Origin of the sequence: Cupriavidus neocaledonicus (genome assembly GCF_000372525.1) — a bacterium.
In the GTDB taxonomy this organism is placed as follows: domain Bacteria; phylum Pseudomonadota; class Gammaproteobacteria; order Burkholderiales; family Burkholderiaceae; genus Cupriavidus; species Cupriavidus neocaledonicus.
Window position 1 is genome coordinate 66401 of record NZ_AQUR01000103.1, and the last position, 24773, is coordinate 91173.

Below are 24773 nucleotides of genomic sequence, written 5' to 3' on the forward strand. Positions count from 1 at the left end.
AGGTCAGGTCCGCGCTTGCTGGCGCTGTCGCAGCCATGCCTCGAAGTCGGTCTTGCCCAGCCGCGCGGGGCCCTCGGGCACCAGCGTGCCATCGTCCAGCTCTGCGCCGAAATAGCGGGCCCCGGCGTCGACGACCACCTTGCGCGGATCATCGGTGGCTTCGAGATAGCGTTGCACCAGTTCGCTCAGCGCAAAGCGCTGCGGCCCGGCGATATCGACGATGCCGTTGACGGGATCGGCAAGGGCCTGGTCGGCGACGGCGTCGGCCACGTCATCGGAAGCGATCGGCTGGATCGATGCGGACGACAGGCGGATCGCGTCGCCGTCGGCGCCGGATTCGGCGATGCCGCCGAGGAATTCGAGGAACTGCGTGGAACGGACGATGGTGTATGGGATGCCGGCATTGCGGATCAGCGCTTCCTGCGCGATCTTGCCGCGGAAGTAGCCGCTCTGGGCAAGCTTGTCGGTGCCGACCACCGACAGCGCCACATGGTGCCTGACCCCTGCGGCTTTCTCCGCCGCCGCCAGGTTGCGGCCCGAGGTCTCGAAGAAATGCAGCACGGCATCGTCGGCGAACGACGGAGAATTGGCCACGTCCACGACCACCTTTGCGCCGGCAAGCGCCTGCCCGAGGCCTTCGCCGGTCAGCGCATTCACGCCCGTCTGGGGCGATGCCGCCACCACTTCATGGCCCTGCGCGGCAAGCCGGGCCACGACCTTGCTGCCGATCAGTCCGGTACCGCCAATCACAACGATCTTCATCACGCACCTCGGTTCGGTTGGAAGGGATGGGCCGTCGACCCATGTCCCATGCTAGGTGAGCGAGGATCGACGCGGTAGCGCCGCGGGCGGATGCACGCTGTTTCCCGTCCCGCACCAATCGCCAGGCTGCGGCAAGGAGGTTTTCAGCCGGTCACCCCGGCGCGGTACGCGCTCGGCGAGAGGCCAAGGTGGCGCTGGAACGTCAGCCGCATCCGTTCCTCGCTGCCGAAGCCGCACTGCCTGGCGATCTGGTCGACCGGACGGTGGGGATCCTGCAGCAGCCGCCGCGCGGCTTCCAGCCGGAAATGCTCCACCCCCTTGGCGGGCGTGCGGCCGGTCTGCTGCTTGTACACCCGCGCAAAGTTGCGCGGGCTCATGCCGGCCTGCTCGGCAAGCTGCTCGACCGAGAGCGTTTCCCGCGACAGGTTCTCGACGATCCAGAGATGGAGGGCCTCGAACAACGGCACCTGCCGGCTCTGCGTCAGCAGCATTTCACTGAGCTGTGGCTGGCCGCCGGGTCGCTTGATGAACACCGCCAGTTCCCGCGCCGCGCTCAGCGAGATGTCGTGGCCGTAGTCGTCTTCGACCAGCGCCAGCGCCATGTCGATGCCGGTGGTCACGCCGGCCGAGGTCCAGATGCGGTCCTGGCGCACGAAGATGGCATCCTGGTCCAGCGTGACCGCGGGAAAGCGCGCGCGGAACGCCTCGTGCATGGCCCAGTGCGTGGCCGCGCGCTTGCCGTCGAGCAGGCCCGCCTGCGCCAGCAGGAAGGCGCCGCTGCAGACCGACGCGACGCGGGGCACCTGGGCGGCAGCCTGCTCCAACCAGGCGACCAGGGAGGTGGCGCTGTCCAGCAGGGCGATCATCTCGGGCGCGCCCGGCAGGACGATGGTGTCGATGCGCCGCAGGTCGATGGCCGCAAGCGGCAGGGTATCCATGGACGTGCCTTCGGCCGAGGCGGTCAGGCCGCCTTGCTCGCTGGCCAGATGTATCTGGTAGCCGGGCAGGCCGCGCTCGCGCGCGTAGCGCGACGCCGCCCAGAACGCGGTTTGCGGCCCGGTGAGGTCCAGCATGCTCATGCCGGGAAAGGCGACGAACAGCAGGCCGCGCGGCTGGTGGCCGAACGGCAGGGCAGAGTCGTGTGCGGCGGGCGCGGATGCGGAAGGGGCCATGGCAAGGATCGCGAAAGTCGGTCGATGTTATGCCAGGCGCGCGATGCGCGGCAAGGCACGACGGCCGCTGTCGCGGGGCGTGCGACGCCTGCGCCACGAAGCGGCTGCGGCCAGGGTCTGGCGCAGCGCCATGTCTGCATTGTTGCGTGTCGCAGCGGCCGGCTGGCAGAAATCGAGGGGCATCTGGCATTTACCGGGCCCGCGGCGGCTCATTAAGATCCCGGCATGGTCATGCGCCACGCAGCGTGGACCTGAACCCTGGCATTGCGCCGAAAGGCATTGACATGGACATCGTCGTTCCCGATCTCCGTCCGGCGTCCCCCGCCAGGCGCGCCGGCCCGGACACGGGCACACCCGGCCTGTTGCAACGGGGGCAGCAGCACGGCCGGAGCGAGGGCGCGCCCGACCGCGCCGACGGCTTGTCCGCCAGCTTCGCAGCCAGCTACGCCGGCATCATCGCCTTCATGGCGGTCGCCACCGAAGGCAGCTTCTCCAAGGCGGGCGAGCGGCTGGGCATCGGCCGCTCCGCGGTCAGCCGCAACGTGCAGAAGCTGGAAGCGCAACTGAGCACGCGGCTGTTCCTGCGCACTACGCGTTCGACCCGGCTGACGCGCGAGGGCGAGCGCTTCTTCGAGAACTGCCACCAGGGCGTGGCGCAGATCGTCGAGGCCATGAACGACATGCTGGCGCTGCGCCAGGGGCCGCCCAGCGGCCTGCTGCGCATCAGCGCGGCGACGGGTTTCGGGCGCAAGGTGGTGGCACCGCTGCTGGGCCGGTTCTCGGCAGCCTATCCGGAAATCTCGCTCGACCTGCTGCTGGACGACCGCCCGCTGGATTTCGCGGCGGAGAAGATCGATGTGGCGTTCCGCAACGGGCGTATCGAGGATTCCAGCATCATCGCCAGGCAACTGATCCCGATGCAGATGGCCGTGTGCGCGTCGCCGGCCTATGCCGCGCGGCACGGCCTGCCGGCGACGCTGGACGATCTCGACCAGCATGCATGCATCAATACCCGTGTCGGCGGCGCGCGCGTGCTGGAGTGGGAGTTCAAGGTCAACGGGCACCTGCGCAGGATCGTGCCCCACGCCGGGCTGACCTTCAATGACCCGGAGCTGGTACTGTCGGCGGTGCTGGATGGCCGCGGCCTGGCGCAGATGGCGGGCTACCAGGTGTGCGACGCCATCGCCCGCGGCGCGCTGGTCACCGCGCTGGGGCGCCACGCGCCCGACGACCGCGGCCACTACCTGTGCTACCTCAGCCGTCAGCACCTGCCGTCGCGCATCCGAGTGTTCATCGACTTCATGACGGAAGCCATCCGCGCGCAGAACCTGCATTGCCTTGGGGGACTCGGCATGGATCATGCGAAAGCGGGTCCGGGCGGCTGACGCCGGCAGCGGTACCCTATGACTCGCCGGTTTGGGCCTCAGCAATGGGGCGGCTTTTTTTTATGAGAACTGCTGATACGGGGCGTTCACCTGGATCTGCCATGTGCTGGTCAGGACTTGCCGTTGGCATAGCGCCGCTGCAAGTCCTTGAACGACACCAGTTCCCCATAGATCGCCTGGAACCGGGCGGGCCGGCGTCACCGGCGTTGCCGGCAGATGTCGCTGGACGATTTTTTCCAACGGGGTCTGCGGGCCGTCGGGCTGGCCGTGGGCCGTGGGTTCCACGTCGCGCCGATGTGTCTGCCCGAACCTGGGCAGCCCGCCGTGCCGCATCTTGCGCGCGTCAGCTGCCGCAAGCGTGGATCAGGAATTCGCGCAGCGCGTCGGCGGGTTTGCCCAGCTTGCGGCCGGGTTGCCACAGCATGCCGACCTCCATGTCGGGCACCGCGTTGGCAATCGGCCGGGCCTCGATCTGCTTGCCTTCCAGTGACCAGGGCCGATACACCATGTCGGACAGCACGGTGACGCCGAAGCCATGCGCCACCAGCCCGCGCAGCGCTTCCATCGAGCCGGTGCGGAAGGCGATATTGGGCGCGAGCCGGTGGCTGCGCCAGTAGCGCAGCGTCGAGTCCTCGGCCTCGTCGACGGTGATGAGCAGGTACGGATACGCCGCGATATCGCGCAGCGAGGGCCGCTCCACCTCCAGCAGCGGATGGCTGGCCGAGGTCCATAGCTGGCGCCGCGACCGCATCAGCGTATGGCGCTGGAAGCGCTGCGGCTTCTCCAGGTTGGACAGCAGCGCGATGCCGAACTCGATCTCGCCCGCCAGCACCGCGCGCTCGATGTCGGGGCGGTCCATGTCGAGCAGGTCCAGTTCGATATCCGGATAGTTGGTGCGGAAGCGCGCCAGCAATCCCGGCAAAAAGTATCCCAGCACGGTGTAGGACGCCGCCAGCCGCACGCTGCCCTGCAGCCCGTGCACCTGGAAGCGCGGCTCGCGCAGCGCGTCTTCGACCGAATCCAGGATCTGGCGGGCGTGCTGGAAGAACAGGTGGCCTTCGGCCGTCAGCGTCACGCCGTGCGGCCGCCGCTCGAACAGGCGCACGCCCAGGCGCTGCTCCAGCGCCAGCACGGCATTGGTAACGGCCGACTGCGACACGTGCTCGGCGGTCGCCGCCATCGAGAACTGCCCGGTTTCCGCCGCCGCGACGAAATAGCGGAACTGCCGCAGCGTGACTTCCTTTGCCAGTCTTTCCGACCCTTCGCGCGCCTTGAACATGGTGTCTCCGAGGTATCCGTTTTACAGATATCAGGTGTTGGAATTGATGATTTTACGATGACCGCGCCGATTTCTACACTCCTTCGGACAGCAAATAAAGCAACCAGAACGAAGCCCGGAGACCCACATCGTGAATGCCCCGCTCAATCCCGCCTTGCTCGAAGCCCTGGCCAGCGCGAGCCTGGACGACAAGTACACCCTCGACCAGGGCCGTGTCTACCTGAGCGGCGTGCAGGCGCTGGTGCGCCTGCCGATGCTGCAGAAGGCGCGTGACCGCGCCGCCGGGCTCAATACCGCCGGCTTTATCTCGGGCTACCGCGGCTCGCCGCTGGGCGGCGTCGACCAGGCGCTGTGGAAGGCCAAGCAGCATCTCGCGGCCAGCGACGTGGTGTTCCAGCCGGGCGTCAACGAAGACCTGGCCGCCACCGCGGTATGGGGCAGCCAGCAGGTCAACCTGTTCCCCGGCGCCAGGCGCGATGGCGTGTTCTCGATGTGGTATGGCAAGGGGCCGGGCGTAGACCGCTCCATCGACGTGCTCAAGCACGCCAACTCGGCCGGCTCGTCGCGCCATGGCGGCGTGCTGCTGCTGGCCGGCGACGACCATGCAGCCAAGTCTTCCACCGTGGCGCACCAGTCCGAGCACGTGCTGCAGGCGGCCGGCATCCCGGTGCTGTATCCCGCCAACGTGCAGGAATACCTGGACTACGGCCTGCACGGCTGGGCCATGAGCCGCTATTCCGGCCTGTGGGTGGCGATGAAGTGCGTCACCGACGTGGTCGAGTCGACCGCCTCGGTCGAGATCGACCCAAACCGCGTGCAGGTCGCGCTGCCACAGGACTTTGCCATGCCGGCGGGCGGCCTCAATATCCGCTGGCCCGATTCCCCGCTGGAGCAGGAAGCGCGGCTGCTGGACCACAAGTGGTATGCGGCGCTGGCCTACGTGCGCGCCAACCGCCTGAACCGCGTGGTGCTCGATTCCCCCAACGCGCGCTTCGGCATCATGACCGCCGGCAAGGCGTATCTGGACGTGCGCCAGGCGCTGGTGGACCTCGGCCTGGATGACGACACCTGCGCGCGCATCGGCATCCGCGTCTACAAGGTGGGCTGCGTGTGGCCGCTGGAGGCGCACGGCGCACGCGAGTTCGCCACCGGCCTGGAAGAGATCCTGGTGGTCGAGGAAAAGCGCCAGATCCTCGAGTACGCGCTCAAGGAAGAGCTGTACAACTGGCGCGAGGATGTGCGGCCCAAGGTCTTCGGCAAGTTCGACCAGCGCGGCAACGACGGTGGCGAATGGTCGGTGCCGCGCGGCGACTGGCTGCTGCCGGCGCACTACGAGCTGTCGCCGGCGCTGATCGCCAAGGCCATCGCACGGCGGCTGGAACGCTTCGACTTGCCGGCCGAGGTGCGCGCGCGTATTGCCGCGCGCGTGGCGCTGATCGAGGCCAAGGAGCGCGAAGCGGCGCAGCCGCGCATCGCGGTGGAGCGCAAGCCGTGGTTCTGCTCGGGCTGCCCGCACAACACCTCCACGCGCGTGCCGGAAGGCTCGCGCGCGCTGGCTGGCATCGGTTGCCACTACATGACCTTGTGGATGGACCGCAATACCGAGACCTTCAGCCAGATGGGCGGCGAGGGCGTGGCGTGGACCGGCCAGATGCATTTCACCGACGACAAGCACGTGTTCGCCAACCTCGGCGACGGCACGTACTTCCACTCGGGGCTGCTGGCGATCCGCGCGTCGATCGCGGCCAGGGCCAACATCACCTACAAGATCCTGTTCAACGACGCGGTGGCGATGACCGGGGGCCAGCCCATCGACGGCGTGCTGACGGTACCGCAGATCGCGCACCAGGTGCTGGCCGAGGGCGCGAAGAAGCTGGTGGTGGTCACCGACGAGCCCGCCAAGTATGGCGATGGCGCGATGCTGCCGTCGGGCGTGGCGGTGCTCCATCGCGACCAGCTCGATGCCGTGCAGCTGGAACTGCGCGACACCGAAGGCGTCACCATCCTGATCTACGACCAGACCTGCGCCACCGAAAAGCGCCGCCGCCGCAAGCGCGGCACCTATCCGGACCCGGCCAGGCGCGCCTTTATCAACGACGCGGTGTGCGAAGGCTGCGGCGACTGCTCGGCCAAGTCCAACTGCCTGTCGGTGGAGCCGCTCGAGACCGAGCTCGGCACCAAGCGCCGCATCAACCAGTCGTCGTGCAACAAGGACTTCTCCTGCGTCAACGGCTTCTGCCCGAGCTTCGTCACCGCCGAGGGCGCGCAGGTGCGCAAGCCCGCGGCGGCGGCTGGCAAGGGCAGCGGCGCCGACTTCGCGGCGCTGCCGCAGCCGCGGCTGCCTGCGCTGGAGCGTCCTTACGGCGTGCTGGTCACCGGCGTGGGCGGCACCGGCGTGGTCACCATCGGCGGGCTGCTGGGGATGGCATCGCACCTGGAGCGCAAGGGCGTGACCGTGCTCGACATGGCCGGCCTGGCGCAGAAGGGCGGGGCGGTGATCAGCCACGTGCAGATCGCGCCGGCCCCGGAACACCTGCATGCGACCCGCATCGCCACCGGCGAGGCGCGCCTGGTGATCGGCGGCGACGCCATCGTCTCGGCCTCGGCCGAAGTGCTGTCCAAGGTCCGGCACGGCCTGACCGCCGCCGTGGTCAACAGCGCCAACACCCCCACCGCGGAGTTCATCAAGAACCCGAAGTGGAAGTTCCCCGGCGCCAGCGCCGAGCAGGACCTGCGCGCCAGCGTGGGTGAGGCCTGCGCCTTCTTCGACGCCAGCGCCTGGGCGGTGACCCTGCTGGCCGACGCGATCTACTCCAACCCGCTGCTGCTGGGCTATGCCTGGCAGAAGGGCTGGATCCCGCTGCAGCACGCCAGCCTGGTGCGCGCGATCGAGCTCAACGGGGTCTCGATCGAGAAGAACCGCCTCGCCTTCGAATGGGGCCGCTACCTCGCGCACCACGGCGAGGCCGCGGTCAGGGCGCTGCTGCCCACTGCGCCAGCCGCTGCCGCACAGGTCGTTTCGATGCCGCAGACGCTCGACTCGCTGATCCGCAAGCGCGAGGCGATGCTGACCGACTACCAGAACGCTGCCTATGCCGCGCGCTATCGCGACGCCGTGGCGCGCATCCGCGCCGCCGAGCAGCAGCTGGGCATCGACCGCAAGCTGCCGCTGACCGAGGCCGTGGCCCGCAACCTGGCCAAGCTGATGGCGTACAAGGACGAGTATGAGGTGGCGCGCCTGTACACCGACCCCGCCTTCCTCGACAAGCTGCGCGCGCAGTTCGAAGGCGAGCCCGGCCGCGACTACCAGCTCAATTTCTGGCTGGCACCGCCGCTGCTGGCCAGGACCGACGCCAAGGGCCATCTGCTCAAGCGTCGCTTCGGTCCGCGCACCATGACGGCATTCCGCCTGCTGGCGCGCCTGAAGGGCCTGCGCGGCACCGCGCTGGATGTGTTCGGCAAGACCGCCGAGCGCCGCGCCGAGCGCGCGCTGGTCAGCGACTACCTGGCCATGGTCGAAGAGTTCGCGGGTTCGCTGAGCGCGGACAACCTCGACACCGCGCTGGCGCTGGCCGCGCTGCCGGACGATATCCGCGGCTACGGTCACGTGAAGGAGGCCAGCATGGCCGCGGCGGCGGTGCGGCGCGAGGCGCTGCTGGCGCAATATCGGGGGGCGGCGCGGCGGGATGCGGCCTGAGCGCCGAGGCAGCGCGTCGGTCCGGCGACGGGGGCACGTCCACGGGCGTGCCCGAGCAGGGATGATTCGGCAGGCGACGTCATCGTCCACCGTGTCCCGCGCCTGCTGGACGACGCGCGGCCAAAGAATCCAGGCATAGACGGCGTGGCGGCGGCGCGCGCCAAACTTCGGTGCGAAAATGCACACAATGAGAAGAAAAAATCCCCGGCCAAAGGCCCCGCTCTAACTATACTTTCGGACGTCGCGAGGGGCGCGCCAGAGATTATCGGATAACCCCTCGCCGGCCAAGTCATTTTCCCTGAAGCATTTTGTACTGGCTGTACCAGCGCTGCCGGCCTCGTCATGGCGCCTGCCAGTCCTGCGTGCGCGCAGCGCATCAGCACACGATCCGGATCCTGCGCCTGTGGCCAAGGATAATGACTCGCGGGAAACATTATTTGGTATTAGGTAATTACAGAACAGGCTCGGTATCGAAAATACTGCGAACTCCTTGGCCGATTAAAGGAGAGCAACGTAAACAGCAAGCCGATCATTTATCATCCGGGGGCTTGATAGATTCTCTCTGGAGACCAACATGAAGAATCTAGCCCGGCTTTCCTTGGTTGCAGTGCTGGCCGCTCCCGCTGCATGGGCCCTTACCATCGCCGCCAACGGGCCAAGTGGAGCACATTACGCAAACGGCTCTTCCGAGCCGGTCTGCACGATAGATTCATCCCAGGACGTCAGCTGTACCGGCACCACTATCGGCGGAGTCGGCAATACCAATGCGACAGCGATCCTGTCCGCGACTTACTCCGGCACGGTGCAGTGCCGGAACCATGGCGGCCAGATTGTCGACGTAAAAACCCAGACCACCGAGGCAACGTCGTCCGGTACCCTGAGGCCTTCCCGGAACGGCCAACTGGTGGTGCCTCCGCTCAGCACGACGGCGCCGACCGCCCAGGAACTGGTGGCTTCAGCGGTCTGCCCCAACGGAAACTGGACCAAAGTGCTGCTAGGGGGGCCGACCCTTACGAGTTTCGTGTACACGGTCACCTTCGCCGGTTTCACCCAGCCGTATATCAGCATCGTCAGTCCTTGATTCCCTGGCACGGGCTTCGGCACATTCGGCTGATACCGGAACATCCGACACCGGCGAAAGCGTCCTGAGCCACTGGGCGAGCGTGCCGGCAGCACCGGCGCGCCGCCATCGGTGAGGGCTGGTGCTGTCATTGCATGCGGTACCAGTCCGTGTTTTCCTGAGTCATCGGATGATTCGCCATGCGACAAGACGTTCAACTCAGTGACCGCGTGCGGGCGGTCCCACATGCGCCGCACCATTTCCTGCATGCCGGATGGATGCTGTTGTCGGGCCTGTTGTTCGCCGGATGCGGCGGAGGGGACCCGGCACCGGTAGCCACGACCGCTGTGCAGCAAGCGCCGGCGGCACAGAGTCCGTTCGCCGCGCAAGGCATGCCGCGTGCGAGCGAAGCCCCGGCACCGTCGGCAGTGACGGACGAAACTGCCGTACCTTCGGCGGATTCCCCCGAACTTGTGCAACTTGGCGCGCTACCGCACCTGTCATCGCTGTCGGACCGTGAGAAGGCAGGATTGCTCATGCTGCTGCGTACCCGGTCACCCGCGCAACGGATGGCATTGATCAACATGTATCCCAGCCTGGTCAGGCTACCCGAGCAGCAAAAAGAATTGCTGCTGGACAGGCTCGAGCAAATCGTTCCGGTCACGGTAAGCCAGCGTTAGTGGCGGTTGCCCTGAAGAGCCCGGCGGTCGCCTGTAACGCGCCTGTTCCCGCGGCCGGCAGACGGAAGGGTCCTCACTGCGGCGTGAGGCCAGGGGAGTCGTGGCCGCTTGCACACGCTGCCGCGTCGGCGCCGGTTGCGGTTGCGGCCAGGGCCACGCCCCATGCAGAATGGCAGCAAAACTACCTGCCCCCGACATGGAAACGCCAGACCGCCTGCTGCGCAGCTTTTTGCGTATTGCCTCGCTGAAGTCGCTGTCGAAGGCTGCGGATGACCTGAACCAGACGCAGTCCGGCGTCAGCAAGCAACTGGGGGCGCTCGAAGCCCACCTCGGCAAGGCGTTGTTTACACGAACGGGGCGCGGCGTTGCCCTGACCGAAGCCGGGCAAAAGCTGCAGGAAGCGATCGAAGGGCCCTATCGCGCCATCGACCACGCCGTCGACACCATCCGCGACGCGCATGGCAGTACCGAAGGGACGGTCAGGCTGGCCCTGGTCCACACTGTCAGCTACTACTTTATCGGCGATGTGGTGGCGAGTTTCGTCAGTGCGCATCCGGGGGTCAACCTGTCGATGATGGGGCGCAGCTCGCCGGAGGTGGTGGCGCTGGTGGAAAGCGGCAAGGCGGATCTGGGCGTGGCCTACGATACCGCGGTGGACACCGCCGCGCTGGCGGTTTATCCGCTCTTCGACGATACGATGTGCCTGGTGGAGCAGGGCAGCATTGCGCCGGCTGCGGACGATCCCGGCGTCGACCTGGGCGGCCGGAACCTGCGCCTGGTTGCCTTCCCGCATGGCTATGCGCTGCGACGGATGCTCGATAGCGCCGGCCTGAAGGGCGCTTATGTCGCGGAGGCGGAGACGGTGGACGCCATGCTCAAGCTGGTTTCCGCCGGGGTAGGGTCCTGCATCCTGCCGAGCCGCCTGCCAGACAAGCTGCTGGCCGAGTACGGCCTGTGCAAGGTGAAGATCCATACGCCGCTGTTGAAACGGCGCATGGTGGCGGTGGCGCACCCCGAGCGCCAACCCTTGCCGCTGGCCGCCGCGCTGCTTTCATGTGCGCTCCAGGTTGCCAAGGCGCTGGACACGTGAAGCCATGACATAGCTGCTATGAGGCCGGCTCCGTAGCTCGCCTGAAACCCCGATTTCATACTGGATCCCGATCCTTTCGACCTCTCGTCGCAGGGAAAACCCGGAGAACACCAGTATGAACGCCCCCCTCAGAGACAAGTCGTATTTCGACCAGCGCGCGTCCAGCGACATGGCGAAGCATCTGCCGAACCAGTGGCGCAGCACGCAGGAAACCATGGCCTATGCCTGCCGCATCCTGGCCATGACGGAGCAGGAGGCAGGCCTGGCGGGCCAGATCAGTGTCCGTTCCGAACGGCCGGGCGCTTACTGGACGCTGCGTTTCGGGCTCGGCTTCGACGAAGCGACGCCGGCGGACTTTATCGAGGTCGATCGCGATCTCAACACGCTCGCCGGCGGCGGCATGGCCAACCCGGCGACGCGTTTCCACCTGTGGGTCTACGACGCCCGGCCGGACGTCAACGCCATCATCCATACCCATTCGCCGTGGGCCAGCGCCCTCGCGGCCGCGCGCCAGCCTCTGGTCATCGCGCAGATGGACATGACTCCGCTGCACAACGACTGCGCGTTCCTCGGCGACTGGCCGGGAGTTCCGATCGCGGACCAGGAGGGCGTGATCATCTCGGAAGCGCTGGGTGACAAGCGCGCGATCATCCTCGCGCACCACGGCTATCTGACCGCGGGCAAGACCTGTGAAGAGGCGACCTACCTGTCCGTCTATCTCGAGCGCGCTGCGCGCATGCAGATCCGTGCGCAGGCATTCGGTCCGCTCACGCCGGTCGATGACGAGCTGGCCAGGGCGGCTCATGACTACCTGCTGAAGCCGTCCATCGTCAACTCGACATTCGCGTACTGGGCGCGCCAGACGCACGGCATCGCGCCATACGTCAAGCCGTGAAGCGCTGGCAGCACGCATCAGAACAGACAAGGAGACAAGACGATGACCACGCAACCAGGCATGCGCTCGCGCCGCCACTACATCACGGCGGGCCTCGCCAGCATGATGGGCACGACCATCGAATGGTATGACTTCTTCCTCTACGGCACCGCCGCGGCCCTGATCTTCAACAAGATTTTCTTTCCCGCGTTCGATCCTCTGACCGGGACCCTGGCGGCGTTCGCCACCTACTCGGTCGGCTTCTTCGCGCGCCCGCTGGGTGGGATCGTCTTCGGCCATTTCGGCGACCGGGTCGGACGCAAGTCCATGCTGCTGATCACGCTGTTCATGATGGGCATCCCGACCATCCTGATCGGCCTGATCCCGTCCTATGACAGCATCGGCTACTGGGCCGCGGTTGCGCTCGTGCTGCTGCGCTTCCTGCAGGGCGTCGCGGTCGGGGGCGAGTGGGGCGGTGCGGTACTGATGGCCGTCGAGCACGCACCCGAAGGCAAGAAGGGCTTCTTTGGCAGCCTGCCGCAGGCCGGAGTGGCACCGGGCCTGATCCTGTCCTCGCTGGCGATGGGGATGGTCGCGACCCTGCCGGAGCAGGACATGCTGACGTGGGGATGGCGCGTGCCGTTCCTGGCAAGCGTGGTGCTGCTGGCGGTAGGCTGGTTCATCCGGGCGAAGGTGAGCGAGTCCCCGGACTTCGAGCAGATGAAAAAGTCTGGCGACAAGGTCGAGATGCCGGCGCTGGTGGTGCTGCGCCGCTATCCGCGCCAGGTCCTGACCGTGGTCGGTGGTCGCCTGGCGGAAGTCACGTGGTTCTACACCGTGGTGACCTTTGCCCTGGCCTACGCCACGGGCACGCTCGGCATAGCCAAGACCGTGATGCTCGATGCCACGGTCTGGGGCGCCGCGGTTGCGATGTTCACCATGCCGCTGTTCGGCATCCTGGGTGACCGCTTCAGCTTCAAGTGGGTATTCATGGCCGGTACCGTGGGGATCCTGGTCTTTGCGCCGCAGTTCTTCGCGCTGCTGCAAACGCTCGATGCGGGCAACGTCACGATCGCCATGGCGATTGCGATCGGTCTCGTCTACGCCTGCCTGTACGGACCGGAAGGCAGCCTGTTCTCCGCCCAGTTTCCGCCCGAGGTGCGCTATAGCGGCATCTCGATCGCGGTGCAGGTGTCCGGTGCGATCGGCGGGGGACTGGCGCCCATCGTGGCCACGTCGCTATTGAATCATGGCGGCGGCGACCCCTCATACATCGTCTGGTACCTGGGTGCGCTCAGCGTGATCGCCTTTGCCAGTACGGCACTGATGCGCGATGTGAACAAGGCCGGGCACGCGGTCCCGCTGGCAAAGGGAGAGCGGGTATGAACGCCGGTGCGCATATCGACTACTACTTCTGGCTCAATTCCGACTGGGCGTACCTGGGCGCCGACAGGCTCGATGCGCTGGCGCGCCGCACGGGGGTGGAAATTCGGCACAAGCCGGTCGATCTTCCCGAGGTGTATGCGCGGACGGGCGGCGTGCTGCTGGGGCAGCGTTCACCGGAGCGACAGCGCTATCGGATCGTCGAGCTGGAGCGATGGTGCCGGAAGCTGGGGATCTACGTGAACCCCACGCCCAAATACATGTGTCCGGACGCGGAACTCGCCTCTCGTATCGTGATCGCCGCCGATGATCTGGGCTTGCCCGTGCTTCCGTTGTACAAGGCAATTCTCCGCGCCGAATGGTGCGAGGACCTGGACATCTCGGCCGAGCCGACCCTGCAAGCCATTCTCGAACGCCTCGGCCTGCACGGCAGCGGCGTGATGGAACTGGCGCGCGCCAGCGAAGCGGGGATGCGGTACCGGCGCTACACCGATGAGGCCGTCGGCGCCGGCGTGTTCGGATCGCCCGCCTATGTGTTCGAAGGCGAATTGTTCTGGGGCCAGGACCGGCTCGACATGCTCGAGGACGCGGTCCGGGCGCGAAACCGCGCCCGGACCGGATAGCGGCGGCACGCGCCCGCTCGATCCTTCACGAGTTCCACGGCCCGGCGACACGCAGCACCAGTTTGCTCGCCGCCTGGCCCGACCGTACCAGCTCGAGCGCCTGCCCGGCCTGCTCCAGCGGCAGGCATTCGATGCGCGGTGGCCGCAAACGCCCGTCGTTCATCAGCGCGGCGATCTCGCCCAGGCGCGCGCCGCTTGGCATCTTGCTGAACGCGACGGCGGTGCGCACGCCGCGCCGCGCGGCCTTGGCGGGATCGGAGCCGTGGTCGCCGCTGACCAGCGTCAGGATGGCGACGAGGATGCCGCCGGGCCTGAGCAGGTCCAGCCCCATCGGCAGGGTGCCGCATCCCACCGCGTCGAGCACCAGGTCGACGCCGGCCGGCGCCCAGGCCCGCACGGCGGCACCGATATCGCTTGCCCGGTAATCGATGGCCAGGTCGCAGCCAAGCTCCAGCAGCGCGTCGCGGCGGGGCGCGCTGCAGGTGGCAGCGACGGTGGCGCCGGCGGCCCTGGCCAGCTGCACGGCGAACGTGCCGACCGCGCCCGCGCCGCCGTGCACCAGCACGGTCTGGCCCGGGCGCAGTCCGCCATCGTCGAACAGCCCGGTCCAGGCGGCCAGCGCCGGGGTCGGCACCGCCGCGGCTTCGGCGAATCCGACGTTGTCCGGAATCGGCACCACGCAATCCTGGCCGACGGCTACGTATTCCGCATACGATCCCCATTGGCCGGCGCCGACCCCGGTTTGCGCGAACACCCGCTGTCCACGCACGAAGCCCGTGACGCCGGCGCCGACCGCGGCCACCACGCCGCTGGCATCAAAGCCGAGCACGAAGGGAAAGCCGGCCTGCATGAAGTCGCTCAGATAACCCTCGCGGCATTTCCAGTCGGCGGGATTCACGCCGGCGCAGGCGACGCGGATCAGCACTTCGCCGGCAGCCGGCTCCGGCCTTGCGACCTGGCCGAGCCGGATGACCTCGGGGCCGCCGTGACGGTCGATCAAAACCGCGCGCATCATTTCTTGCATGAGGCTTACCTCGCCGACGGTTCGGGCTGGCCCAGCGCCGGATGCGCCCAGGCCGGGATGGCGGGCGGCGGCAGCATGCCCTTGCCGTCGAGCGCGCGGACCTGCAGTCCGTGCGCAAGCGGGAAGTGCAGGCTATGGGCGATCTGGCCGGTGTGCAGTCGTGCCGGCACGCTGCACAGCGTCAGCGCGGTTTCCACCAGGTATTCCACGGGCTCGGTGGGATAGCCGTCGGGAATATAGCGCTCGCTGCCCGGCGTGAGGACCGCGGTGCTCGGCGCCACGGAGTTGACGGCGATGCCATCGGCCTCCAGTTCCGCGGCCAGGCCTTCGGTGAACCGGTTGATGGCCGCCTTGACGGCAGCGTAGGCGGTGACGCCGCCGGTGCGGTCAAAGTCCTGGTAGGGTCGCGCCGGCGACAGCGCGGTGACCGAGCCCAGGTTCAGGATCCAGCCCGCGCCGCGCGCTCGCATCAGCGGTATCGCGGCGCGGCTCAGCACGAACGGAATGCGCAGGTAGTGATCCACGGTCCGGTCGAAGGTGTCCAGCGGCATCGCGTCGATGGCGCTGTATTCCGCCAGGCCGGCATTGTTGACCAGGATGTCGAGCCCACCAGCGGCCTCGGCGGCCCGCAACACAAGATGGTCGCGCTGCGCGGGATCCTCCAGATCCGCCGCCAGCGCCATGGCGCGGCCGCCTTGCTGCGTGATCAGCGCCACGGTCTCGGCCAACGTGCCAGGATCGTCCCCGGAGTTGCCGATGCGCCGTGCGCTGGCCACCACCAGCGCGCCTTCCGCCGCGAAGCGCTGCGCGATGGCACGGCCGATGCCGCGGCTGGCGCCGGTCACCAGTGCGATCTTTCCTGCCAGTGTTCCGTGTGCGGTCATGATGCGCTTTCCTCCTTATGGTTGTGGCTGGCAATCAGGCTGGTCGCGAGCGGGCAGAAGGCATGGCATATCGCCTCGACCGTCCATTCCGGAAACTCCGGGTCGAACCAGCGGTCGACCCGTCCCCAATGGAACGGGTGCATCAGGTATTCGCCCAGCAGGTCGTCCGCGCTGGCGAACTCCTGCTGCCAGACATGGGTCCATGTGCCCGGCCACAGCACGCGGGCCAGCCGCCAGTTGCGGATGGCGGGCATGTACGCCGGCATCCGCAGCAGATCCTGCTCCAGCGCGTGGACCTGCCACGGCGGCGCGTCAGGGCGGACCCGGAACATCAGCGTACGCCAGGTGCCGTCACGCAGTTGCGGCGCGCGCATGCCGTCCGCGATCGCGCGATAGGCGACGTGATCGACCGTTGCGATGCCGTCAAGCGCCGCGGCGAGGCCGGCGGCATTAGCCTGCGCGCCTGGCGAGTAGGGCTTGAATTGCAGATCGAGCGTGTAGTCGCCGGCGCCCCAGCTTCCCGTCAGGTTGCGGCCGAGCGCCACCCGGTGCAGGCCGGGCAGCCTTTCAACGCGGTCGAGCAGGGCTGGCACCGGGTCGGGCATTCCATCGCAAATGGCGGCGTGCAGGCGCAGTTGCGCAGTCTCAAGGCGCATCGCAATGCTCCTTCGGCCGCGGCAGCACGGGTGTCGCGGCGGCCATCACATGGCGCCGGCGGGATTCGCACAGGGAGCCGACCGTCGACCAGAAAGCGAGGGCGGGGCCATCAATGCCGGCGCGCATGGCGTAATAGGCTGGCGCATCCGGCACTTGCCACAGCAGCCACAACGTATTGGGCGCATCTGGCAGCGCCACGGGTGGCGACACCCAGCGATGCAGCAGCATCAGGCCCCTGGCAGCGCTGCCGGGCAGGTAGCGGGATTCCAGCAGGTCAAGCACCGCGGGTAGCTGGCCTGGCGCGAGCACGATTTCATCGAGTACGTGGATCATGGCTGTGTGGGTTCTTTCATGGGTTGTCCCGTATAGGCATGGCGTTGCGCGCATGGCAACCTCCATGGCCGCCGGGACGATTATGGAAGGCCCGTTGGCGACCCACCCCTACCCGGACGATCAATCACCGCTACCGAAGCAATCACGACCAGCGCCCATGAATGCCCACATCCCGGGGAATCCCGTCCCTGTTCCGCACGGCATGGTGCAGCGCTTGCTGGACGAGCTGAAACGGCAGGGCGTCGAGGTGCCGGATGCCGGCACCGAACCGCCGCGGCCCGCACAGTTCACCGCGCTCTATCGCGCCGCAATCGAGCGGCTGGAAGCGCTGGTCGCCAAAGGCGACGGCCACCCGCCCATGTGCAAGCAGGAAGTGGATCTGCTGTGCCGCTGCGTGTTGAGTTGCCAGACGCTGCGCGAGGCGATCCACTCCGCGGCGGATTTCTGCGCGATGCTGTATCCGCGCGCGGGCGCTCTCAGCCTGGATGAGCGCGCGGGCCAGGCGGTGTTTCAGATGGATTCGCTGCGGCGGGTGAAATCGTCGGCCGCCTGCCTGGTGGACCTGACGGGACTCTTCTTTTATCTGCTGCTGTTCGGCTGGCTGGTGGGGCAGCCGATACGACCGGCCCGGGTCAGCCTGGCGCATCCGCGGCGCGACGACGCCTTGCCGTTCCTCGGCCTGTTCCATGCGCCGGTGACGTCCGGCAACCCGGCCTACGGCTTCGAATTCGACGCGGCCTTGCTCGACCGGCCGGTGGTGCGGCAGGCTGCGGAGCTCGAGGCTTTCCTGAAGGATCTGCCTTACCGGCTGGTCGGCGCGCCGGTCGAGGTGGTGTCGCTGAGCCAGCAAGTGCGCGGCACGCTGCACGCGGCGCTGGTGCATGGCGCCCGGCTGCCGACGCTGGCCGAGCTGGCAGTCCGCTTCGATGTCAGCGAACCGACGCTGCGCCGCCGGCTCGCCGCGGACGGCAGCAGCTACCGGCAATTGCGCGAGCGCAGCTTGCAGGAATACGCCGAGCAATGCTTGCGCACCACCCGCTGGAGCGTGGCCAGGATCGCCGAGCAGCTTGGCTTTGCCAGCGAGGAAGCCTTTCGCCGTGCCTTCCAGCGCTGGACCGGGCATGCGCCAACGCAGTTCAGGCGCGCCAGCCAGGGCAAGGCCACAGGGTAAGCCGGCGGCACTGCGGTAATTCGTGCAAGGCGCCGGCGGCAATATGTGCAAAGCCGGCCGGCACGGCGGCACGCGCCGCTCGCCGGAGGCAACGTGATGAAGCCGGCGAAGCCGATGGCATGACGCTTGCAGCCTTCGTTCCATTCCCCCAGGAACGTAACCCAGCGGAGGCGCCCATGGCACTGGAAGACCCGCTTGCCCCCCCGGCATCCCAGGCCGGCGCAGTGCAACAGATCCCCACCACGCTGCACATCAACGGCATCACCCACGAGTTGCTGCTGGCCCCCTGGGTGATCCTGCTGGACCTGCTGCGCGAGCAACTGCAGCTCACCGGCACCAAGAAGGGCTGCGACCACGGCCAATGCGGCGCCTGCACCGTGCTGGTCGGCGGCAGGCGCATCAAGTCCTGCCTGTGCCTGGCGGTATCCTACGACGGCGCCGACATCACCACCGTGGAGGGTCTGGCCGATCGCGACACGGGCGCGCTGCATCCGTTGCAGCAGGCCTTTATCGACCACGACGCGTTCCAGTGCGGCTATTGCACGCCCGGGCAGCTGTGCTCCGCCCTGGGCCTGCTGAACGAGCATCCGCCGGCGAGCCGGCAGGAGATCCGCGAGCGCATGAGCGGCAACCTGTGCCGCTGCGGCGCGTATGCGCAGATCGTCGAGGCGATCGCCGAAGTCGCCGGGCTGGCGGGCGCCGACCAGGAGCCGTCATGAACCCGTTCCGCTATGAGCGCGCGGCCACGGTGGAAGCGGCGCTGCAGTCGATCGCCGCGGCGCAGCGGGACGCCGGCGTGCAAAGCCTTGGCGACGACCACGCGCCGCACTTCCTGGCTTCCGGCACCAACCTGATCGACCTGGTGAAGGGCGGCTTGATGCATCCGGCCGCGCTGGTCGATGTCAGGCAGCTGCCGCTGCGCATGATCGAGGCCACCGCGGAAGGCGGGCTCAGGCTCGGTGCGCTGGCCAGCAACGCCGATACCGCGCAGCACCCGCTGGTGCGCGGGCAGTATCCGCTGCTGCGCGCCGCGATCCTGGCCGGGGCCTCGGCGCAGATCCGCAACATGGCGAGCAACGGCGGCAACCTGCTGCAGCGCACGCGCTGCTACTACTTCTACGATCCGGGCGTGCCGTGCAACAAGCGCGAGCCTGGGAGCGGCTGCCCGGCGGCGACCGGTCTGGCGCGCCAGCATGCCATCCTCGGCGCGAGCGAGCATTGCGTCGCCACCCATCCCTCCGACATGTGCGTGGCACTGGCGGCGCTGGGCGCGGTGGTGCACGTGGCATCGGCGAGCGGCCGCCGCGAGATTCCGTTTCATGAATTCCATCGGCTGCCGGAGGATCGCCCGCACATCGACACCACGCTGCGCCCTGACGAACTGATCACCCACATCGTGCTGCCGCCCGCCGCCGGGTTCGCGCGCCATGCCTGTTACCTGAAGATCCGCGAGCGCGCGTCGTTTGCGTTCGCGCTGGTGTCGGTGGCTGCCGCGCTGGACCTCGCCGACGATGGCACCGTGCGCGCGGCGCGGCTGGCGCTGGGCGGGGTGGCCCACAAGCCGTGGCGCGATCCCGAGGCGGAGGCGCACCTGCAGGGCCGGCCCGCCACCGCCGAGCACTTTGCCGCCGCGGCCCGCTTCCTGCTGCGCGATGCGCGCGCCTGGGGCGGCCCGGCCGTGCCCGAGAGCCTGCCGGGCAACAGCTTCAAGATTGCGCTGGCCGAGCGCGCCATCGTGCGCGCGCTGGAAATGGCAGTGGCCGGCGTGCTGAGCAATACCGGCGAAGACGCCTTCAGCGAGGAGGACCAGCCATGAACGATCCGATCCCGCCATGCGCGCCGCGCGCACGACCCGGCACGGGCCCGGTCGGCATCGGCACGCCGGTCGCGCGCCTCGATGGCGTGGCCAAGGTCACCGGCACGGCGCGCTATGCCGCCGAGCATCCGGCCTTCGACCTCGCGCACGGGGTGGTGGTGAACAGCACCATTGCGCGCGGACGCATCCTGTCGATCGATTGCAGCGCGGCGCTGGCGGTGCCAGGCGTGCTCGACGTGCTGACCCATGAGCGCCGCCCGCGCGTGCGTTCGCTCGACCTGTTCTACAAGGACATGGTCGCGCCCGCCGGTTCGCCGTTCAAGCCGCTGCACGATGCGCGCATCTGGTATAGCGGCCAGCCGGTGGCGCTGGTGGTGGCCGAGACCTTCGAGGCGGCGCGCCATGCCGCCACGCTGGTGCGCGTGCGCTACCAGGCGTGGCAGCACCAGACCAGCCTGCTGGACCACCTGGGCCGCGCCGGCAAGCCAATGCGCTTCAAGGCGGGCTATTCCGGCCCGCCCAGGGCGCGCGGCGATGCCGACGCCGCCTTCGCGCGCGCGCCTTGCCAGGTCGACGCCGAGTTCTACAGCGGCGTCGAGCACCACAACCCGATGGAGATGCACGCCACCACGGTGATCCGCGGCGGCGACGGCCACCTGACCGTCTACGACAAGACCCAGGGCTCGCAGAATTCGCGCTGGATGGTGTCGCGCGTGTTCGGGCTGCCCAAGCGCAAGGTCACGGTGCGCAATGAATACGTGGGCGGAGCCTTCGGCTCGGGACTGCGGCCGCAGTACCAGCTGATCCTGGCGGTGATGGCGGCGCTGGCGCTGGAGCGCTCGGTGCGCGTGGTGCTGACGCGGCCGCAGATGTTCACCTTCTGCCACCGGCCCGAGACCTGGCAGCGCGTGCGGCTGGGTGCCGACGCCGATGGCAGGCTGGTGAGCCTGATCCATGAAGCCGTGGCCGAGACCTCGCGCATGGAGCACTACGTCGAGGTGGTGGTCAACTGGTCCACGCAGCTCTATGCGTCCGAGAACAGCCGGCAGGACTACAAACTGGTCGACCTGGACCAGCCCACGCCGGCCGACATGCGTGCGCCGGGCGCCGCGCACGGCGTGCATGCGATCGAGGTGGCGATGGACGAGTTGTCCTATGCGGTGGGGATGGACCCGCTCGCGCTGCGGCTCAGGAACTACGCCGAGCGCGACGGCGCCAGCGGCCTGCCGTTCTCGAGCAAGGCGCTGCGGGAATGCTACGCGCAGGGCGCGCAACGGTTCGGCTGGGCCGCGCGGCCGCCGCAGCCGCGTTCGATGCGCGCGGGCCACGAGCTGATCGGCTGGGGCATGGCCAGCGGCACCTGGGATGCGCTGCAGATGTTGAGCCGCGCCCGCGCGGTGTTCCGCGCCGACGGCCGGCTCGAGGTATCCAGCGCCGCCACCGATATCGGCACCGGCACGCTGACGGTGATGAGCCAGATCGCCGCCGCGTCGCTGGGCCTGCCGCTGGAGCAGGTGACGTTCGTGCTGGGCGATTCAGACCTGCCGCTGGCGCCGGTCGAAGGCGGCTCGTCGCATGTGGCCACGGTCGGCACTGCGGTCGACGGCGTGTGCGACAAGCTGCGCCGGATGCTGTGGCACATGGCGCGGCGCATGCAGGGTGCCGGCTTCGAGCAGGCCCGCTACGAGGATCTGGTGTTCGCGCACGGCCGGGTCAGCCTGCGCGCCAGCCCCGGCGTGTCGTTGCCGCTGACCGGCATCCTTGCGGCGGCCCGGCGCGAGCAGATCGAGGCCTCGTTCCTGCAATTGCCCAACCTGTTCAAACAGAAGCAATACACGCGCGCCGCGCACTCCGCCGTGTTCTGCGAGGTGCGCGTGGACGAGGCGCTGGGCACCGTACGCGTGACGCGCGTGGTCAGCGCGGTGGCGGCGGGCCGCATCATCAACCCGAACACCGCGCGCAGCCAGATCCTGGGCGGCATGGTGTGGGGCATTGGCCAGGCGCTGCACGAGGAAACGCACAGCGACCATGCGCTCGGCCGCTTCATGAACCGCAATATGGCCGAGTACCACATCGCCTCGCATGCCGATATCCAGGGCCTGGAGGTGATCTTCCTCGACGAGGACGACCGCGTGGTCAGCAGCCTGGGCGCCAAGGGCGTGGGCGAAATCGGGCTGGTGGGCGTCGCCGCCGCGATCAGCAATGCGATCTATCACGCCACCGGCAGGCGGCTGCGCAGCACGCCGATGACGCCGGACAAGGTCATGGCCCGCTGAGGGGGCGCCGGTGGGGCGGCCGCCGTCAGCGCCGCTGCGCCAGCCAGATCCCGGCGGCGATCGCGGCCAGCCCGACGCCGTGGTACCAGCGCGGCCAGTCGCCCAGCAGCACCGTCGACAGCAGCGCGGCAAAGACCGGCGTCAGCGTGATGAAGAACACCGGCAGCTGCGCGCCCGCGCGCGCGATGGCGCGGTCCCAGGCAAAGTAGGCCAGCAGCGACGGGATGGTCGCGACATAGAGCAGGATGCCCGCGACCTTGCCGTTCCATTGCAGCGGCTGCTCCAGCGTCAGCAGTTCCCATGCGGTCACCGGCGCGCTGGCCAGCACGCCGGTGACGATCTGCGCGAACAGCAGCACCGGCAAGGGCAGCGCGGGGCGCTGCTTGCGCAGCAGCCAGGTGTAGGCGCTCCAGGCGATGGTGGCCGCCAGCATGAACAGGTCGCCCGGCACCAGGTCCAGCTGTGCCAGCCGCGCCAGTTCGCCGCGCACCAGCACGAAGGTCACGCCGACCATGCACAGCAGCGCGCCGGCGACATGCCAGGGCCGGACCCGTTCGCCAAAGCACAGCGCGCCGATCACGATCAGAAACAGCGGCGTGGACGCGCCGATCAGCGTCACGTTGATCGGCGTCGAGCTGGTCAGCGCCAGGTACTGCAGTGCGTTATAGCTGGCGATCGACAGCATGCCCATGGCGGTGATCACGCCCGCATGCCGGCGCAGCACCGCGCGGTGCTCGACCACGCCGCGCCAGGCAAATGGTGCCAGCAGCATGCCGGCCAGTACCCAGCGCGCCCAGTTCAGCGCGACCGGCGGCACCGTGCCGGCGGCAAGCCGGCCCACGATGGCGTTGCCGGCCCAGCTCAGCGGCGGAAAGGTCAGCAGGAACAGGGTGGTCCAGTCGAGGCGTCGGGTGCTGGGGCTGCTGGCGGACATGGGGAAGTTCGATCGATGATGGCGCATTATCCGCGATGGCGGTGTTTTCGGTGCCGGGCACTCACCGGCCCGAGCGCCCGGCTCGCGCCAGCGGCAGCGTTGCCAGGCGCCCGCTGACGACCTCGCGGATGGCCGGCGGTGCGTCGAGTTCGTCCAGCAGCCGCGGCCAGCGCGCATGCGCCAGCGCCACCGCTTCCCTGACCGCGGCGGTGGCGATGCGGCGCGGCACGCCGGCTTTCTCGGCGATCGCCTCGTACATGGCCAGGGTTTCCTCGCGCTGCAGCCGGTCGATGGCGACGTTCTGTCCATACGAGGCAAAGCCGGGCAGCGCGGCCACGCAGACGATGTCGTACGCCGGCGACAGCACCGGCAGCACGCCGTTGGGGTAGGTCACCGAGAAGTTCTTCAGGTGCGCGTCGCTGTTGCCGATCAGCGTATTGACCGCCTGGCGCAGGAAGAACTGCCGCACATGCTCGACTCCGCTCGGGCTCAGGCGGTACAGCGTGGCAACCAGCTGCACGTAGCCGTCGATGCTGGCGTACTTGCGGGCCGGCATCCGGCCCAGCATCTGGCAGCCGTCCTCGGCATGCACGCGCCCGGCCGGGGTGCGGTCGAAGCGGTCGACGGCAAGGTAATGCAGGTCTTCGCCCAGGGCCTCGGCCAGCCCCTCCACCGCGATGGTCGACATGGGCAGCACGCGCGTGGCCGCGACATGCACGCCGGCGGCGGCCGCGAGCTGCATCGAGACCGATTCGTTGAACACCTGCGCGTCGTCGTTCCTCGCCGGCAGCTTGGCGATGATGTCGGACAGCTTGCCGTGGCTCGGCAGCGTGTAGCGCTTGCCGTCCTGCACTGTCGACAGGGCCAGCTTGTTCTGCACGCCGGACACCGACGCGGCCCCTTGCGTGGCACCTTCGACCACGGCGATCTCCAGGTTGTCGGCGCCGCCGGTCACGCCATAGGCGCGGGCATAGGCGGGCAGCGCGCCGATGTCCGCCGGCCGCACCACCACGGCCCCGGGCAGGTCGTTGCCGGCCGAGGCCAGGATGCCGAAGTCGTCCTTGTCTTCGGGCTGGCTGCGGGTGGCTTCGAGCCGCTTGCGCAGCTCGCCTTCGGGCAGCAGGCCGGCAAAGTAGGGCGGTAGTTCATGACCGGTGCTGTAGACCGCGGGATGGAAGGGGTTGTCCAGCACCTCGGCGGTGGCACGGCGGCCGGCTTCGGTCGGCACGGTGATCGACAGGCTCAGCGTGGGGCGGTCCGGGTCGCCGCGGAATTCATCGGCGGGTACGAAGCGGACATTGCCGCCGGCCTCGCACAGGTAGCCGCACAGCCGGTCATAGAGCCGTACCTCCAGGAAGCGGGGATGCAGGGCGTAGCTCATTCCTGGTCCAGGAAGATGTCGAGCGCGGCGCGGGCGCTGCGGTCGGGGCCGCTGCCCTTGCCTTCGAGTACCTGGCGGACTTCGGCGAGGCGTTCGTTGGGCACCAGCACCCACTGCGCATCCAGCGCGGCAGCCAATGCTTCCAGCGTGGAGGCGCGGCTGTCCTTCTTGCCGAGCAGGATGGCCGAGAGGTTTTGCGCCGCCATGCCGAGGATGCGGCCCAGGTCGCCAAGGCTCTTGCCCCTGGCTTCCCGCATCTGGCGGCATTGGGAGATTAATGACATGGCATTAG

The 24773-nt window shown here is 68.3% G+C and carries 22 protein-coding genes; 12 read left to right on the top strand and 10 right to left on the bottom strand.

The window, feature by feature from the left end; all coding sequences use genetic code 11:
* Window positions 1-3 precede the first annotated feature (3 nt).
* Window positions 4-762: an SDR family oxidoreductase gene (locus tag A3AG_RS0121630; RefSeq protein ID WP_018007445.1), complete on the bottom strand. Its 759-nt coding sequence runs from the start codon at window positions 760-762 to the stop codon at window positions 4-6.
* A 143-nt stretch (window positions 763-905) separates the two neighbouring features.
* Entirely contained in the window at window positions 906-1934 is a 1029-nt protein-coding gene (locus tag A3AG_RS0121635) for a GlxA family transcriptional regulator (RefSeq protein WP_018007446.1), read from the bottom strand.
* A gap of 284 nt (window positions 1935-2218) precedes the next feature.
* Here A3AG_RS0121635 and A3AG_RS0121645 point away from each other — a divergent pair, with 284 nt between their 5' ends.
* Complete coding sequence (locus tag A3AG_RS0121645; RefSeq protein WP_018007448.1) at window positions 2219-3319, top strand: LysR family transcriptional regulator; 1101 nt, start codon at window positions 2219-2221, stop codon at window positions 3317-3319.
* 343 nt (window positions 3320-3662) lie between these two features.
* Here A3AG_RS0121645 and A3AG_RS0121650 read toward each other — a convergent pair whose 3' ends face one another.
* On the bottom strand, window positions 3663-4598 hold the full coding sequence (locus A3AG_RS0121650) for a LysR substrate-binding domain-containing protein (protein WP_018007449.1): 936 nt from the start codon (window positions 4596-4598) through the stop codon (window positions 3663-3665).
* A gap of 130 nt (window positions 4599-4728) precedes the next feature.
* Here A3AG_RS0121650 and A3AG_RS0121655 point away from each other — a divergent pair, with 130 nt between their 5' ends.
* From A3AG_RS0121655 to A3AG_RS0121685, 7 genes are all read left to right on the top strand, one after another.
* Window positions 4729-8295, top strand: a complete 3567-nt coding sequence (locus A3AG_RS0121655) for an indolepyruvate ferredoxin oxidoreductase family protein (protein WP_018007450.1) — start codon at window positions 4729-4731, stop codon at window positions 8293-8295.
* Window positions 8296-8869: 574 nt separating this feature from the next.
* The gene (locus A3AG_RS33545; RefSeq protein WP_081610759.1) at window positions 8870-9376 is read left to right on the top strand and encodes a hypothetical protein; all 507 of its coding nucleotides are present in this window, start codon (window positions 8870-8872) and stop codon (window positions 9374-9376) included.
* Between the two features lie 179 nt (window positions 9377-9555).
* Complete coding sequence (locus A3AG_RS34595; protein ID WP_240619921.1) at window positions 9556-10035, top strand: hypothetical protein; 480 nt, start codon at window positions 9556-9558, stop codon at window positions 10033-10035.
* 196 nt (window positions 10036-10231) lie between these two features.
* A complete protein-coding gene (locus A3AG_RS0121670) occupies window positions 10232-11125 on the top strand; it encodes a LysR family transcriptional regulator (RefSeq protein ID WP_018007453.1) in 894 nt (297 codons plus the stop codon).
* Window positions 11126-11240: 115 nt separating this feature from the next.
* Complete coding sequence (locus A3AG_RS0121675; RefSeq protein ID WP_018007454.1) at window positions 11241-12020, top strand: aldolase; 780 nt, start codon at window positions 11241-11243, stop codon at window positions 12018-12020.
* 42 nt (window positions 12021-12062) lie between these two features.
* On the top strand, window positions 12063-13385 hold the full coding sequence (locus A3AG_RS31855) for an MFS transporter (protein ID WP_051073553.1): 1323 nt from the start codon (window positions 12063-12065) through the stop codon (window positions 13383-13385).
* Complete coding sequence (locus A3AG_RS0121685) at window positions 13382-14005, top strand: 2-hydroxychromene-2-carboxylate isomerase (RefSeq protein ID WP_018007456.1); 624 nt, start codon at window positions 13382-13384, stop codon at window positions 14003-14005. The genes A3AG_RS31855 and A3AG_RS0121685 overlap by 4 nt, the downstream gene beginning before the upstream one ends.
* Window positions 14006-14030: 25 nt before the next feature.
* Here the strand turns inward: A3AG_RS0121685 and A3AG_RS0121690 are convergent, their stop codons facing one another.
* From A3AG_RS0121690 to A3AG_RS0121705, 4 genes are read right to left on the bottom strand one after another with little or no spacing between them, the layout of a single operon-like run.
* The gene (locus tag A3AG_RS0121690) at window positions 14031-15029 is read right to left on the bottom strand and encodes an NADP-dependent oxidoreductase (protein WP_018007457.1); all 999 of its coding nucleotides are present in this window, start codon (window positions 15027-15029) and stop codon (window positions 14031-14033) included.
* 5 nt (window positions 15030-15034) lie between these two features.
* Window positions 15035-15913, bottom strand: coding sequence for an SDR family NAD(P)-dependent oxidoreductase (locus tag A3AG_RS0121695; RefSeq protein ID WP_018007458.1), 879 nt, complete (start codon window positions 15911-15913; stop codon window positions 15035-15037).
* On the bottom strand, window positions 15910-16569 hold the full coding sequence (locus tag A3AG_RS0121700; RefSeq protein WP_018007459.1) for a Dabb family protein: 660 nt from the start codon (window positions 16567-16569) through the stop codon (window positions 15910-15912). The genes A3AG_RS0121695 and A3AG_RS0121700 overlap by 4 nt, the downstream gene beginning before the upstream one ends.
* Entirely contained in the window at window positions 16559-16903 is a 345-nt protein-coding gene (locus tag A3AG_RS0121705) for a hypothetical protein (protein WP_018007460.1), read from the bottom strand. Before A3AG_RS0121705 ends, A3AG_RS0121700 begins: the two co-directional genes overlap by 11 nt.
* Window positions 16904-17105: 202 nt before the next feature.
* On the opposite strand from A3AG_RS0121705, the gene A3AG_RS0121710 reads away from it, so the two are divergent.
* The 4 genes from A3AG_RS0121710 (at window position 17106) to A3AG_RS0121725 (ending at window position 22166) form a co-directional block, all read left to right on the top strand.
* Entirely contained in the window at window positions 17106-18074 is a 969-nt protein-coding gene (locus A3AG_RS0121710; protein WP_035849401.1) for an AraC family transcriptional regulator, read from the top strand.
* A gap of 176 nt (window positions 18075-18250) precedes the next feature.
* A complete protein-coding gene (locus A3AG_RS0121715) occupies window positions 18251-18793 on the top strand; it encodes a (2Fe-2S)-binding protein (RefSeq protein WP_018007462.1) in 543 nt (180 codons plus the stop codon).
* Window positions 18790-19890 carry an FAD binding domain-containing protein gene (locus A3AG_RS0121720; RefSeq protein ID WP_018007463.1) on the top strand — a complete coding sequence of 367 codons (1101 nt, stop codon included), beginning with the start codon at window positions 18790-18792 and terminating at the stop codon, window positions 19888-19890. Before A3AG_RS0121715 ends, A3AG_RS0121720 begins: the two co-directional genes overlap by 4 nt.
* Window positions 19887-22166: a xanthine dehydrogenase family protein molybdopterin-binding subunit gene (locus A3AG_RS0121725; protein WP_018007464.1), complete on the top strand. Its 2280-nt coding sequence runs from the start codon at window positions 19887-19889 to the stop codon at window positions 22164-22166. Before A3AG_RS0121720 ends, A3AG_RS0121725 begins: the two co-directional genes overlap by 4 nt.
* A 25-nt stretch (window positions 22167-22191) precedes the next feature.
* Here A3AG_RS0121725 and A3AG_RS0121730 read toward each other — a convergent pair whose 3' ends face one another.
* From A3AG_RS0121730 to A3AG_RS0121740, 3 genes are all read right to left on the bottom strand, one after another.
* Window positions 22192-23100 carry a DMT family transporter gene (locus A3AG_RS0121730; RefSeq protein ID WP_026164379.1) on the bottom strand — a complete coding sequence of 303 codons (909 nt, stop codon included), beginning with the start codon at window positions 23098-23100 and terminating at the stop codon, window positions 22192-22194.
* A 61-nt stretch (window positions 23101-23161) separates the two neighbouring features.
* Window positions 23162-24481, bottom strand: a complete 1320-nt coding sequence (locus tag A3AG_RS0121735) for a type II toxin-antitoxin system HipA family toxin (RefSeq protein ID WP_018007466.1) — start codon at window positions 24479-24481, stop codon at window positions 23162-23164.
* A complete protein-coding gene (locus A3AG_RS0121740) occupies window positions 24478-24765 on the bottom strand; it encodes a helix-turn-helix domain-containing protein (protein WP_026164380.1) in 288 nt (95 codons plus the stop codon). The genes A3AG_RS0121735 and A3AG_RS0121740 overlap by 4 nt, the downstream gene beginning before the upstream one ends.
* Window positions 24766-24773 lie beyond the last annotated feature (8 nt).

What these genes read in the sequence shown, in the direction of transcription:
- A3AG_RS0121630 (WP_018007445.1), bottom strand. Translation starts at nt 762, where the DNA reads ATGAAGATCGTTGTGATTGGCGGTACCGGACTGATCGGCAGCAAGGTC.
- A3AG_RS0121635 (WP_018007446.1), bottom strand. Translation starts at nt 1,934, where the DNA reads ATGGCCCCTTCCGCATCCGCGCCCGCCGCACACGACTCTGCCCTGCCG.
- A3AG_RS0121645 (WP_018007448.1), top strand. Translation starts at nt 2,219, where the DNA reads ATGGACATCGTCGTTCCCGATCTCCGTCCGGCGTCCCCCGCCAGGCGC.
- A3AG_RS0121650 (WP_018007449.1), bottom strand. Translation starts at nt 4,598, where the DNA reads ATGTTCAAGGCGCGCGAAGGGTCGGAAAGACTGGCAAAGGAAGTCACG.
- A3AG_RS33545 (WP_081610759.1), top strand. Translation starts at nt 8,870, where the DNA reads ATGAAGAATCTAGCCCGGCTTTCCTTGGTTGCAGTGCTGGCCGCTCCC.
- A3AG_RS34595 (WP_240619921.1), top strand. Translation starts at nt 9,556, where the DNA reads ATGCGACAAGACGTTCAACTCAGTGACCGCGTGCGGGCGGTCCCACAT.
- A3AG_RS0121670 (WP_018007453.1), top strand. Translation starts at nt 10,232, where the DNA reads ATGGAAACGCCAGACCGCCTGCTGCGCAGCTTTTTGCGTATTGCCTCG.
- A3AG_RS0121675 (WP_018007454.1), top strand. Translation starts at nt 11,241, where the DNA reads ATGAACGCCCCCCTCAGAGACAAGTCGTATTTCGACCAGCGCGCGTCC.
- A3AG_RS31855 (WP_051073553.1), top strand. Translation starts at nt 12,063, where the DNA reads ATGACCACGCAACCAGGCATGCGCTCGCGCCGCCACTACATCACGGCG.
- A3AG_RS0121685 (WP_018007456.1), top strand. Translation starts at nt 13,382, where the DNA reads ATGAACGCCGGTGCGCATATCGACTACTACTTCTGGCTCAATTCCGAC.
- A3AG_RS0121690 (WP_018007457.1), bottom strand. Translation starts at nt 15,029, where the DNA reads ATGCAAGAAATGATGCGCGCGGTTTTGATCGACCGTCACGGCGGCCCC.
- A3AG_RS0121695 (WP_018007458.1), bottom strand. Translation starts at nt 15,913, where the DNA reads ATGACCGCACACGGAACACTGGCAGGAAAGATCGCACTGGTGACCGGC.
- A3AG_RS0121700 (WP_018007459.1), bottom strand. Translation starts at nt 16,569, where the DNA reads ATGCGCCTTGAGACTGCGCAACTGCGCCTGCACGCCGCCATTTGCGAT.
- A3AG_RS0121705 (WP_018007460.1), bottom strand. Translation starts at nt 16,903, where the DNA reads ATGATCCACGTACTCGATGAAATCGTGCTCGCGCCAGGCCAGCTACCC.
- A3AG_RS0121710 (WP_035849401.1), top strand. Translation starts at nt 17,106, where the DNA reads ATGGTGCAGCGCTTGCTGGACGAGCTGAAACGGCAGGGCGTCGAGGTG.
- A3AG_RS0121715 (WP_018007462.1), top strand. Translation starts at nt 18,251, where the DNA reads ATGGCACTGGAAGACCCGCTTGCCCCCCCGGCATCCCAGGCCGGCGCA.
- A3AG_RS0121720 (WP_018007463.1), top strand. Translation starts at nt 18,790, where the DNA reads ATGAACCCGTTCCGCTATGAGCGCGCGGCCACGGTGGAAGCGGCGCTG.
- A3AG_RS0121725 (WP_018007464.1), top strand. Translation starts at nt 19,887, where the DNA reads ATGAACGATCCGATCCCGCCATGCGCGCCGCGCGCACGACCCGGCACG.
- A3AG_RS0121730 (WP_026164379.1), bottom strand. Translation starts at nt 23,100, where the DNA reads ATGTCCGCCAGCAGCCCCAGCACCCGACGCCTCGACTGGACCACCCTG.
- A3AG_RS0121735 (WP_018007466.1), bottom strand. Translation starts at nt 24,481, where the DNA reads ATGAGCTACGCCCTGCATCCCCGCTTCCTGGAGGTACGGCTCTATGAC.
- A3AG_RS0121740 (WP_026164380.1), bottom strand. Translation starts at nt 24,765, where the DNA reads ATGTCATTAATCTCCCAATGCCGCCAGATGCGGGAAGCCAGGGGCAAG.